This is a genomic window from Clostridium sp. cel8 (assembly GCF_014050525.1).
Taxonomy (GTDB): Bacteria; Bacillota; Clostridia; order Clostridiales; family Clostridiaceae; genus Clostridium_B.
This window is the reverse complement of the sequence record NZ_JACGAG010000004.1, coordinates 1-12,501: the sequence shown is the minus strand read 5'-3', so window position 1 is coordinate 12,501 and position 12,501 is coordinate 1. Positions and strand designations below refer to the sequence as shown.

General features: G+C 30.1%; 10 protein-coding genes and 1 pseudogene. 1 reads left to right on the top strand and 10 read right to left on the bottom strand.

What is annotated here, in order from left to right; all coding sequences use genetic code 11:
* Positions 1 to 95: 95 nt before the first annotated feature.
* Positions 96 to 1,076: a type I phosphomannose isomerase catalytic subunit gene (locus H2684_RS05090; protein ID WP_182088331.1), complete on the bottom strand. Its 981-nt coding sequence runs from the start codon at positions 1,074 to 1,076 to the stop codon at positions 96 to 98.
* Positions 1,077 to 1,269: 193 nt separating this feature from the next.
* On the opposite strand from H2684_RS05090, the gene galE reads away from it, so the two are divergent.
* On the top strand, positions 1,270 to 2,256 hold the full coding sequence (galE, locus tag H2684_RS05085) for a UDP-glucose 4-epimerase GalE (RefSeq protein WP_182088330.1): 987 nt from the start codon (positions 1,270 to 1,272) through the stop codon (positions 2,254 to 2,256).
* A gap of 97 nt (positions 2,257 to 2,353) precedes the next feature.
* Here galE and dgoD read toward each other — a convergent pair whose 3' ends face one another.
* From dgoD to H2684_RS05040, 9 genes and pseudogenes are all read right to left on the bottom strand, one after another.
* Complete coding sequence (gene dgoD / locus H2684_RS05080; RefSeq protein WP_182088329.1) at positions 2,354 to 3,499, bottom strand: galactonate dehydratase; 1,146 nt, start codon at positions 3,497 to 3,499, stop codon at positions 2,354 to 2,356.
* A 37-nt stretch (positions 3,500 to 3,536) separates the two neighbouring features.
* Positions 3,537 to 4,469, bottom strand: coding sequence for an aryldialkylphosphatase (locus tag H2684_RS05075; protein ID WP_182088328.1), 933 nt, complete (start codon positions 4,467 to 4,469; stop codon positions 3,537 to 3,539).
* A gap of 34 nt (positions 4,470 to 4,503) precedes the next feature.
* Complete coding sequence (locus H2684_RS05070; protein ID WP_182088327.1) at positions 4,504 to 5,766, bottom strand: PTS transporter subunit IIC; 1,263 nt, start codon at positions 5,764 to 5,766, stop codon at positions 4,504 to 4,506.
* 89 nt (positions 5,767 to 5,855) lie between these two features.
* Positions 5,856 to 6,146: a PTS sugar transporter subunit IIB gene (locus tag H2684_RS05065; RefSeq protein ID WP_182088326.1), complete on the bottom strand. Its 291-nt coding sequence runs from the start codon at positions 6,144 to 6,146 to the stop codon at positions 5,856 to 5,858.
* A gap of 13 nt (positions 6,147 to 6,159) precedes the next feature.
* Positions 6,160 to 6,615, bottom strand: coding sequence for a PTS sugar transporter subunit IIA (locus H2684_RS05060; RefSeq protein WP_182088325.1), 456 nt, complete (start codon positions 6,613 to 6,615; stop codon positions 6,160 to 6,162).
* 18 nt (positions 6,616 to 6,633) lie between these two features.
* A complete protein-coding gene (locus H2684_RS05055; RefSeq protein ID WP_182088324.1) occupies positions 6,634 to 7,263 on the bottom strand; it encodes a bifunctional 4-hydroxy-2-oxoglutarate aldolase/2-dehydro-3-deoxy-phosphogluconate aldolase in 630 nt (209 codons plus the stop codon).
* A gap of 79 nt (positions 7,264 to 7,342) precedes the next feature.
* Positions 7,343 to 10,363 (bottom strand): sigma 54-interacting transcriptional regulator, encoded by a 3,021-nt coding sequence (locus H2684_RS05050; protein WP_243159284.1) that lies wholly within the window; start codon positions 10,361 to 10,363, stop codon positions 7,343 to 7,345.
* A 139-nt stretch (positions 10,364 to 10,502) separates the two neighbouring features.
* Positions 10,503 to 11,714 carry an ATP-binding protein gene (locus H2684_RS05045; protein WP_182088323.1) on the bottom strand — a complete coding sequence of 404 codons (1,212 nt, stop codon included), beginning with the start codon at positions 11,712 to 11,714 and terminating at the stop codon, positions 10,503 to 10,505.
* Between the two features lie 3 nt (positions 11,715 to 11,717).
* Positions 11,718 to 12,395 (bottom strand): annotated as a pseudogene (locus tag H2684_RS05040) (response regulator transcription factor).
* Positions 12,396 to 12,501 lie beyond the last annotated feature (106 nt).

The window sequence follows — 12,501 nt, the reverse complement described above, 5'->3', positions numbered from 1 at the left end:
TTATATTTTTTATATAATTTTAGTTTTTAAATAATCTTTTGAAATTAAAAGGGTATAGGCAGCTGCCTATACCCTTGAAGTCAAATAACATACTGTTATTTTTCAATCTCACTTAAAATTTCCTTTTTAACTTTAGAAACATCAGGAACATAACTTCTTATTAATTTCATATTACCTTTTAATGTATATTCTCCCAAAGTAGCTGGAATTAGAAGGCTATCTCCTTTTTTTATCTCTTCCATTCCAGTATCGTATACTATACTTCCCTGTCCATCTACACAAGTAAATATATAAAATCTCTCCTCATCACTACATTCATCTACTTTAGATGATATATCATATAATTCCATAGTAAATTTTTCTGAAAGACACAAGTATGTTTTTGAATATCCTTCTTTTTCTACTTTAATTCCTCTTGTGTTTTTACCTTTCAAATTTAAATTTACTACATCTAATGCCTTATCTATATGTAACTCTCTTCCTCTCCCATAATCATACACCCTATAAGTTACATCACTGCTCTGTTGTATTTCTGCTACAGTGACTCCTTCACATATAGCATGTACCATGCCACTTTGAATAAAATACACATCTCCTTTTTTAACAGGTATTCTATTCATATAGCTTTCTAATTTCCCACTTAAAATTCCTTCTTTAAATTCTTCAATAGTACATCCCTCTTTGGTACCAACTATCAAACTTGCACCAGGAAGTGCTTCTATTACATACCAAGCTTCTGTTTTTCCCATTTGATTTTCTACTCTATTTGCATATTCATCATCTGGATGTACTTGTATCGAAAGGTTATCAGTAGCATTGATGAGCTTTACAAGTAACGGAAAATTGTCTTTATCTATCTTCGTTCCTAATAATTTATCTCCTTCTTTTTCAATGAGCTCATCGAACCTCATACCACTAAAATTCCCATTTGCTACTATACTCATTCCATTTGGATGACATGCTACATCCCAACTCTCTCCTATCTTGCCCTCTGGGAGATCATCTCTAAATACTTCAAAACCTCTTCCACCCCATATTTTATCATAATATAAGCTTTTAAATTTTATTGGGTACATAAAAAGCATCTCCTTACATATAAAATTTTATTTTTAAATCAATCAAATGTATCATTACCTAATTCTAATTATATTATAACCTAGTATTAAAATATTTTTATACTTTAAATAAATAATTAATTTACAATTATATTATAGTTTGTACATTTTTTTCTGCTATAATTTAATCAATAATTTTTAGGAGGAATTTATAATGAATATATTAGTTTGTGGTGGAGCAGGATACATAGGAAGTCATATGGTAGCCCACTTATTAGAACAAAATATTAATGTAATAGTACTTGACAATCTTCAAACTGGTCATAAAGCCTCTCTTCTAGGTGGAAAACTTTATGTTGGAGATTTAAGAGATGACTATATTTTAGACAAAGTATTCACCGAAAATCACATTGATGCAGTAATAGATTTTGCAGCAAACTCACTAGTAGGTGAAAGTGTGGAAAACCCTCTAAAATACTTTGAAAACAATATTTACTCAACTATAAAACTTCTAGAGGCAATGAAAAGACATGATGTGAAATATATTGTATTTTCTTCAACTGCTGCAACTTATGGTGAACCACAAAATACTCCAATACAGGAAAGTGACAGAACGCTGCCTACAAATCCTTATGGTGAATCAAAATTAGCCGTAGAAAAAATACTAAAATGGTGTGACAGAGCCTATGGCATAAAATACACAGCTCTTAGATATTTTAATGCTTGCGGTGCCCATATAAATGGAAAAATAGGTGAAGATCATAATCCAGAAACTCATTTAATACCAATAATACTTCAAGCTGCTTCAGGTAAAATGGAAAAGATAATGATTTTTGGAGATGACTATAAAACTCCAGACGGATCTTGTGTTAGAGATTATGTTCATGTTTCTGATCTTGCATCTGCTCATTTATTGGCTTTAAAAAGGCTTCAAAATGGAGGAGATAGTAGAATCTACAATTTGGGAAATGGAAAGGGATTTTCTGTAAAAGAAGTAATTAATGTAGCAAGAAAAGTTACTGGAATAAATATAAAATCTGAGATTTCAGAAAGACGTGCAGGTGATCCTGCCATTTTAATAGCCTCTTCAGATAAAGCTATAAACGAATTAGGCTGGAAGCCTAAATTCAATTCTCTCGAAACTATTATAGATACCGCATGGAAATGGCATTCCAGTCATCCTAATGGATATGAACAATAGAATAAAAACAGAAGAAGTATATATTTTCTTAAAATCAATATATACTCCTTCTTTTTTTAAATAAAAGTCTAAATTTTCAAATAACAGTTCAGCTATATTACCATTCAGCTATAGTTCCATCATAATTTCTCCATTTAGGATTTTTCCACTTCAATCCTTGAGCTGATATCTCCTTAACATAATCTTCGTTAATGTCAATACCAAGTCCAGGTTTTTTAGGAATATCTACAAATCCATCTTTATATTCAAATATTTCCTTATTATTTACAAAATCTAATAGATCGAAACCTCTATTATAATGTATTCCAAGACTTTGTTCTTGAATAAATACATTAGGAGTACATGCATCTAACTGGAAAGTTGCAGCTAAAGATATAGGTCCATAAGGAGCATGTGGAGCTACTGCTACATCATATGCTTCAGCCATGGCTGCTATTTTTTTGCCTTCTAAAATTCCTCCTGTTATTGCAATGTCTGGCTGTATTATGTCTACAGCTCCACTTTGAAGTATATTCTTAAATCCCCATCTTGTATACAGTCTTTCTCCTGTAGCAACAGGTATAGGACACTTTTTTGCAAATTCAATAAGTGCATCTTCATTTTCAGGAAGCACAGGCTCTTCAATAAACATAGGTCTAAACTGTTCTATTTCTTTTGCTATAACCTTAGCCATAGCCTTATGAACTCTTCCGTGGAAATCTATACCTACCTGTATGTCGTTTCCAACCTTTTCTCTTATACTTGCCATTCTGTCTATTACTCCCTGAACCTTGTCAAAGGAATCAATATAGTGAAGTTCAGAAGTTGCATTCATCTTTACCGCTTTAAATCCCTTATTTTTTCTGTCAAGAGCTTGTTCTCCAACATCTGATGGTCTATCTCCTCCTATCCAAGAATATACCATAAGCCTATCTCTTGCTGCTCCTCCAAGGAATTCATATGCAGGAATATTATAGTACTTTCCTTTAATATCCCATAATGCCATTTCTATTCCTGAAACTATTGTCATATTTATAGCTCCGCCTCTAAAAAAGTAACGGTACATAAATTGCCACATATCTTCTATTTTCATAGGATCCTTGCCTATTATATCCTCAGAAATTTCTTTGACACCAGCTACTACAGTTTCAGTTTTTGTTCCAGATATTAATTCTCCCCATCCGGATATTCCTTCATCTGTATCTACCTTTACAAATATCCACCTAGGTTTTACTTTATAAGTAGTTATGTTAGTAATCTTCATGCAATATTTTCTCCTTTCAATACTACTATCTCTTATTTCACTTATTTTTCTGAATTTTAAAGAATCTTTTAGGATTATCAATCATTATTTGGTTAAAGTTTTTTATGCCTATTTTCTCAACTAAATTGTATTTTAACTCATCTGCAATATACTCTAAACCAGGCTTTCCGCCATAAGATTTGAAATAATCCTTTTTTCCCATATCTCCAGAAATAAATATCTGTTTTACATATCCATCTGCAACTAAATCATTTATCATATTAATTCTAAAACTATCTTTACTGTCAAGTTCTCTCCCAACATGGTCTATCTGTACATTTACACCCATACTGCATAATTTCTTCACATAATCTATATCTTTAGGTATATCTACATGCCCAAGTACAATTCTTTCTGGATTTACACCATTTTTTATTAAAAGCTGAGCTTGCTCTACTCCCATAGTACCTTTATCACAATGAGTACTTACAGGCAGACCTGTACAGCTATGAGCTTTTGCTACAATACCTATAAGTTTTTTTTCAATATCGTTTATTGTATTAAAGCTAGTTCCTATTTTTAATACTCCAGGTCTTATGCCAGTATCTTCTATACCTTCATTTATTTCTTTCATAAGCAAATTAAATATATCTTCGTCTTTAGAATTATAAACAAAATCAGGTAAAAACTCTGTTTTGTGAAACCCAGTACAGCATATTATGTTTACTCCAGTAATTTCAGATATCTTTTTATAAGCATTTGGATCCCTTCCATAATTAATTGGAGTCATTTCAACTACGGTTTTTCCACCAGATCTTTTAAAAGAAAATGTTTCTTCAATGGACTTATTTATATCATCTAAAGTATAATCATAATATTTAGGATCATCACTATTTGGCTTTACAATTAAATGTTCATGACTATAAGTTACACCTAAATTTTCAGTATCTACTTTTCCAAGAACCGTTATAGCATAAGTAATATCTTTCATAAACAATCATCTCTATTCTAAATAATATAAATCATTAAAATAATGAAGCTATTTTCCATATTATCCAACTAAGAAGATGAGTACCTGCGTCTTCTGTGGAAATCAGACTCATTCCATCTGGGATCTTAAATCCTCCAGCTATAGCTAGTTGAGTGTGAACTTCTGCCATACCTGTTGCAGTTAATAAAACTATTGATGTTATTATAACCGTAGTTATATATCCTCTAACTATATTTCCCTTTGAAAATGCAACTGGCCAAGCAGCAAGCCACATAGCTTGATATGATATATCAGGTAATGGCAATAATCTGTTTCCAGGTAATATTGCTGCTAATACAAGAGTAGTTGGAACCATAAGAATTCCTACTGTAATAGCTGCTGGATTTGCAACTGTAAGTGCGGCATCTATACCTATAGTAAAATCTGAACCTGAGAACTTTTTATTCAGCATATCTTTCATTGCATCTGCAAAAGGAATTAATCCATCCATTAGAACTTGCATCATTTTAGGTATCAAAACCATTGCTGCTGAAGTACTCATACCTACAGTAAGTACTTGTTTTAAATCTTGTTTTCCCAATAATCCTATTAGTACCCCAAATATAAATCCCATTGACATTGGTTCTCCAAGAATTCCAAACCTCTTTTGTATATTTTTAGGGTCTGCTTTTATATTTCTAAATCCTGGAATTCTATCGTATACTTTATCCATAAACCAAGCTATTGGCGCCCAGTTAACAGAGTTTGATGTTGGAAATGATACTCCTGGAAGTCCAAAATATTTTTCAGCTAAAGGTGCCGTCCAATCAGCTAACCAGAATGATATTGCGGCTGTAATTAAAGCTCCTATAATTGCAAGAAGTGCACTTCTAGTTGTATACCATATGAGTGCTGCTGTAAATATAAAATGATTATAACTCCAGAAATCAACCATAACACACTTAGTCCACTTTAAAATAAGCATAAGAACATTTAATGCCAATACTACAATAACAACAACTGCTGCAAGTGGAAATGCCCAAGTAGCCGCTGCTCTAGCTGGCCAAGCAACATCCATAATGTCCGTTTTTAAATTCCACAATTTAACCATAGTTTGTATTGCAGGTCCTACACTTTCTATGAAAAAATTTACTGTAATATTTACTCCTGCAAATCCAATACCAACTAAAAGAGCTGATTTTATCAATGTACCACGTTTTAATCTTGCTATAATTCCTATTATCAAAATTATAATTGGCATCATTACCATTGGTCCTAAAGCGGCAATATAATTTAAAACATCAAGAATACCTTTCATATTAATCCTCCTTTAATATTGCACATTAAGCATCTCCCTTTAAACACGGCTAATGCTTAATATGCCTAAACAGATAAATAATCTTCATATTATTTTTTTAAAATATCTAGTATTTCATCTACAACTTTATCTACCCCTACTCCAGTTATGAAGCATGTTCCCCTTACTACTGGAACTCCACCTGCATCCTTATCATCTAATGGACCAGTTGGAACTACTACATCCGGTTGAAAGCTTTTTACTTCAGATGGAACTTCTGCAAATTTGCATTGACCAAATTTAACATCAATACCCTCTTTTTCAAATATCTCCTTTAACTTATTAATTGCTATTGAACTTGTAATCATTGAAGAACCACAACAAACCAATACTTTTTTCATAATAAAATCCTCCTTATTTAAATAAATTTACTATATTAGATTTATCTTTTTCTTTTAATAATTTTTCCATAAGATCCTTATTAGTAAACGCTTCTATTAATTTTTCTAAAACAATTGCCTGTTTTTCTTTATCGTTTAAGGCTATCATAAATACTGCATTAACATCTATATCCTCTTCTGGACTGTCCATACGTTTAAATTTTATAGGTTCTTTTAAAATTGCAATACATATTGCAGGCTTTAAAACATATTCTGCCTCTGTATGTGGTATTGCAACACTATAGCTAGTTTCCAAATTTATTCCTGTAGGATACACCTTTTCTCTATCAGTTACCCCTTTTAAGTAGGATTCTTTCACATATCCTTTCTGATATAATTTTTCATATAATATTTTTATTAAATCAAACTTATCTTTTACTTTTAAATCAACAAATATTAAATCTTCTTTTATAAGATCTATTAAGTTCATACTCTACTTTGTCCCTCCTTATTTGCACCTATAAATTTCATGTTCAAGCATAGCTATTCTATTTTTTAGTCCTTCATAATTTCCTTCAACAATATCTTTTTTGTCGAACATTCCAGATCCTATTCCAAGATAATCTGCTCCTAATTCCAAAAATTTCTGTGAATTTTGAATATTCACTCCACCAACTGCCATAAGTTTAAAATCTGGTATTGGAGCCTTTATATCTTTAAAAAATCTAGGTGACACAACTGCCGCTGGAAATATCTTAACTATATCAGCTCCACTTTTAAAACATTCATACGCTTCCGTAGGAGTAAATGCTCCTGGTACGCTTACGATATTGTTTTTAGCACATATATCAAACATATCTTCAGTAAACATTATAGGTGACAATACAAATTTAACTCCTAAATTTATAACATCTATTAGATCTTCCTTATTTAAAACAGTACCAGCACCTAAAGATACCTTATCACCAAATTCTTTTACAGCTAATTCTATATTCTTTTTACTTTCTTTGTCTGTTAAAGATATTTCAACAGAATTTATTCTACTTTCACTTAATATACTAAGGACATTTCTTATTTGATTATAATCAAATCCCCTAAGTATTATAGTAGCTTTTGAAACTGCATTTAAATCAGACACAATTAACACCTCGCTTTCATAAAAATATAAAGCAAATGCCATGCCAAAAGTATGTTTATAATGTATTTAAGAGAAACTTTTATTTAACTAAACTCAATAAATCTATTATTTCTCCACTAGTATTTGAATATTTTATTTTTTTTATAACCTGACTATCTCTCGTTATTCTGTAGAATTCATCTATATATCTCTTAGAATCTTCATTTAATGCCATCATAAATATTATTTCTGCTTTATTTCCACCTTCCCATTCTATTGGTTTTTCCGGAATGCAAATAGCAATGGCAGGTTTAGTGGTATAAATTGAATCTCCATGTGGTATAGCTATATTTTGATTTAAAAGCGTTCCTCCAAATACTTCTCTCTTATAAACACTTAAAAGGAATCCTTCACTTACATATCCATTTTTCCTTAACAAACTTGCCAATGAATCTATAACTTGATTTTTCAAACTTCCTTTAAAGTTCATCAATATCAACTTTTCATCCAATATTTCTCTTATAGGACTATATACAGCCTCATTTTGTTCTATGAGCTTTTTTATTTTTATAAGTCCTTCCTTATTTAGAACTTCTTCAACAGATATAAACTGAAGATTTTCTATATTAGGATTTACTGTTCCTATTAATGCAATAATTTCATAATTATTAGATATATCCTTTAATTGATTTTCAACATTGTCATTTTCGATGTATCCTATAGGAATTATACTAATATTGTGTTTATATTCAGAAAGCAACTCCTCTATATAAGTTTTTATTTTAAGTGCAGTACCCTGACCTGTAATACACATTGTAACTATTGCTTTAGACAATTTTTTTCTATTTGACACTCCATTAACTTTTGCTACATACTTTCTATCTTCATCTAAATTATTTGCTACATCATCCAAATTATTATTTAAAATAATAGCCCTTCTTAAGGCTTCTAAAACCATAACTGTATCTACTCTTCCAACAACTCTTGTCTGAATTCCAGTTTTCTCTGTTATTATTTCTCCAAAAGTTACAAGAGAACCCATATCAACTAATATAAGACAACCTCTGCCTTCATCTATTTTCTTAACTAACTCTATTGATTTATCAAGTACAGTTTTAGGGCTTTCATTTAGTGACATCTCTATTCCAATGGCATGATTTACACCAAGAAGCTTATTTGCAACTTCCACCATACCACAAGCAACATGTCCATGAGTAATTACAATAACTCCAACTTTTCCTTCATCTAAAATTTCTTCACTCGAAAACGTTTTAAGATACATTGCAATAAATGCAACCTCATCTTCTGGTATATCTATATTGAGTCTTTTATTAATCACATAGGACATTTTCTTTGCTATACTAAATTCTTTTGGATTGTTTTTTATTATATTTTCTAAGTGAGGATTTTTTATAACCTTTTTATTCATAATCCTCTCATATGTAGAACTTAAATGTATTGCAAGAGAATAGTACAAATTATTCTTTATATGAAGTTTTTCAGACTTTGCAACAGAAATAGCCTCTTCAGTTGTTTTCATTATCTGTGTTCCTACAATTTCTCTTAGTTCTTCTTTTGATATAATTGTATTCTGATTTATATTCTTTGCAAAATTTTTAAGTTCATCTTCAAGCTCATTGCCTACTATATTATCTATTTCATCTCTTGAAAATTCCTTATTTTCAAGTTCTCTGTATCTATTTTCAATAAATTGGTATATGTTTTCAGTCATTACATATCTATCATTTCTTATATCCAAATTAGATGTTTTATCTTCATTTATTATAAGATTTTTATTCAATATACTATTTATTTCGGGTCCTCTCTTATCAACTTTTAGAATTCCGTCTTTAACATAGTTGGGCATATCAGAAATTGTTATTAAAACTTCTCTTTTCTTATTTGCCATACAGTTTAGAAATCCTCTTGCACAAGCAACCTGTATATCACTTCTTATCTGACCTATATTCCCTGGACAATCATAAAACATAAGCGCCTTTATTGCATCTGCTTCAACAACTATCTTTTTTTGAAGTCTATGCATTTCCTTCAAAAAAAACTCTTTTATTATGTAGTATCTTTCCATTATAGGTCTTTCCTCGATGGAAGGCATTTCTATAAACATTGGAATTCTTCTTCTAAATGTTATAAGAAGAGACGATTCTGGATTTTCTGTAGTAGCTGCAATAATCATAACTTTAGCTCTTCTTAAATTTTCAGTTTCCCCAAGCCTTCTATAACTACCTTTATCTAAAAGACTAAACAGTATTTCCTGTCCTTCATTTGGAAGTCTGTGAACTTCATCTAAAAATAATATTCCATTGTTTGCCTTTTCTACTAAGCCTTCTTTACTACTATCCGCTCCTGTAAATGCACCTTTTACATGACCAAATAGCTGAGACAAAAGAAGCTGTGGATTATCTGCATAATCTGCACAGTTGAATATTATAAATGGTGCATCTTTTGAAAAAGTTCCTGATTCTACTGCAAAATTATACATAGCTTCTGCCATGTAGCTTTTACCAACTCCAGATGGTCCAACTAAAAGTGTATGAAGACCATGTGGTGGATATAGTATAGCAGCCTTAGCTTGATTTATTTGAAGCTTTAAGCTTCCATCCCATCCTATTAATTCATTAAATAAATAAGAATTTTGAATACTAAAATCTGTATTTTTAGGATTTTCAACTATTTTATCTACATTTTCATCCCCTTTATTATTAAAATTCATAGTTCTTTTTATTTCATCTTTAAGTTGTGCTACTGTAAATCTTGATATAATATATCCCATTTCTTTCAAACAACTTGTGAGCTTTCTATCAGATATATTAATATCATGCTTCAATATCTCTCTTATGTCTTCTAATATAACCTGTTTTCTTCTTTCTCTTGAGTCAGGTATATTGTTTAAAAGCCTTTCTTCAGTTACTTTTTCCCTTGTTGTATTTAAAATATCTGCAATTTTTTGATCTGTAAGTGGATTTTTCTTATCTTCACTTTCTATTATTGAAAATATATCTTGTTTATTATTGTTATACAAAATAAACACCCCCGGTTTTATTACTGCAATATTCATTCCAAGCAGTGGCAGAATTTGTGGAATACTATTATTATATTTCATTTTGTAGTATTTTTCCCTATATTTATTCAAAATATAATATTTATATACCTTTTTCAGCAAAACTAATTTCCATAAATAAAAAAGACTATAAAATATTAACTATAAAGTTAATACTCTGCAGTCTTTAAAATTTTGCCACTTAAACTACAATTTTAAATGTAGTACCTTTTCCAACTACACTTGAAACACTTATATTTCCCTTGTGTTCTTTAACAATACTTTTTGCAATAGCCAATCCAAGTCCAAAATTTCCATCTCTTTTAGATCTTGATTTATCCACTTTATAAAATCTATCAAAAATTTTATTTATATGTTCTTCAGGTATACCTTCTCCAGTATCAGATACAATCATTTCAATTTTATTTCTACTCCTATGTACATCTACATTAACACTTCCATCTCCATTAGTATGTTTTATAGCATTATCTACTAATATAGCTATAAGTTGTTTTATACGTCCCTTATCTCCATTAAAATTTATATTTGGCTCAATTTTATGTGTAAGATTTATTCTGTTTTTAATAGCTACAGCTTCAAATGGAATTATTGCCTCTAAAACCGCTGAACTTAAATCAAAATCAAAAAATTCAATAGATTGTTTTCCAGAATCAGTTCTCGCAAGAAATAATAAATCCTGTATAAGTTTAGTCATCATTTTTGTTTCAAGCTTAATATTATTTAACCATTTTGCTTGACTTTTTATAGTTTCATTCTCATTATCTCTATCTGTAATTATATCAAGATTTGTAGTAATTACACTAAGTGGAGTCCTCAATTCATGAGATGCATCTGCAACAAAAGCTCTTTCCTTTTCCCAAGCATTAATTATAGGTTTAAGTGCTATATTTGCAAGAATTAAACTTATTATAAGTACAAATATGAGGCTTACTGTACAAACTATTATTGATATAATGATAAGTCGCTTTAATACTTCATTATCAAATGATTTATCTGAAAAAACTATAACATATCCGTAATTTTTTTCTACCTTAACATATCTCAAAACAAATTCATCATAAGTTAAAGTACCTTTATTTTCTTTAGTGTTAAATATTTCTTTTACTATCTCATTAATGTTTTCAGTTGATAAACTATAATTGGAAAATATATCTTTAATCTTTCCGTTATTATCTACCCTTACTATAATATCTTCTGATGAACCAAATCTATTTGGATGTGGGTCTTGAGGAGGTATACGTCCAATTTCACCTATATTAAACATTCTCATATAAGCTGCATTATCAAAACTTTTATCCATCAAAATATATATTCCGGAAAATATAGTAACAAGTACAAGCCCCGTCAATATTAAATTAATCAATATAAGTTGTATTTTTAATTTACGAAACATTATTTAATCCTCTCTTAAACAGTAGCCTACGCCTCTAACTGTTTCTATAGTAACGTTACTTTTTATAGATTTAAGTTTTTTTCTGAGATATGAAAAATATACTTCAATATTATTATTCATTTCTATGTCACAATCAATACCCCAGACTCTATCCAAAATCTGCTCTTTAGTTATTACTTGATTTTTATTTCTCACTAGCAGTTCTAAAAGCTGAGATTCCTTAGACGTAAGTTTTACCTTATTTCCATTACATTCAATTTCTCCTCTCAATGGATCAAATATAAGAGAAGAAAGTTGAATATTTTTATCTTGAATAAAATCCACATGTCTTCTTCAAAGTGCCCTTATTCTTGCAAGTAACTCATCTTTTGAAAAAGGCTTAACTAAATAATCATCAGCCCCATTGTCAAGTCCTTCAACTTTGTTTTCAATAGAATCCATAGCTGTAAGTAACAGTACTGGCACTTTAATTCCATTTCTTCTTATTTCCTTTAATACATCTAATCCATCTTTTCCTGGAAGCATTCTATCCAATATTATAACATCGTATATTTTTGTTTCTGCCATTTCCTGACCACTAATTCCATCATATGCAACATCTACATTGTAATTATTTTTCTTTAAAATATAAGCCAAGGCATCCGCTAGCATTTCTTCATCTTCAACTAAAAGTAATCTCATAATTATTCCCCTCCCTTTTTCTATTATATTAGCCTTGAGCATAACTCTAAGACCTTCATTCTTCTAGCCCCATGAGGGCTATTTTTTTCTATCACTAAAATTTATA

Bases quoted from the DNA above. Each gene is read 5' to 3' on its own strand.
- H2684_RS05090 (WP_182088331.1), bottom strand. From the start codon at position 1,076: ATGTACCCAATAAAATTTAAAAGCTTATATTATGATAAAATATGGGGT.
- galE (WP_182088330.1), top strand. From the start codon at position 1,270: ATGAATATATTAGTTTGTGGTGGAGCAGGATACATAGGAAGTCATATG.
- dgoD (WP_182088329.1), bottom strand. From the start codon at position 3,499: ATGAAGATTACTAACATAACTACTTATAAAGTAAAACCTAGGTGGATA.
- H2684_RS05075 (WP_182088328.1), bottom strand. From the start codon at position 4,469: ATGAAAGATATTACTTATGCTATAACGGTTCTTGGAAAAGTAGATACT.
- H2684_RS05070 (WP_182088327.1), bottom strand. From the start codon at position 5,766: ATGAAAGGTATTCTTGATGTTTTAAATTATATTGCCGCTTTAGGACCA.
- H2684_RS05065 (WP_182088326.1), bottom strand. From the start codon at position 6,146: ATGAAAAAAGTATTGGTTTGTTGTGGTTCTTCAATGATTACAAGTTCA.
- H2684_RS05060 (WP_182088325.1), bottom strand. From the start codon at position 6,615: ATGAACTTAATAGATCTTATAAAAGAAGATTTAATATTTGTTGATTTA.
- H2684_RS05050 (WP_243159284.1), bottom strand. From the start codon at position 10,363: ATGAAATATAATAATAGTATTCCACAAATTCTGCCACTGCTTGGAATG.
- H2684_RS05045 (WP_182088323.1), bottom strand. From the start codon at position 11,714: ATGTTTCGTAAATTAAAAATACAACTTATATTGATTAATTTAATATTG.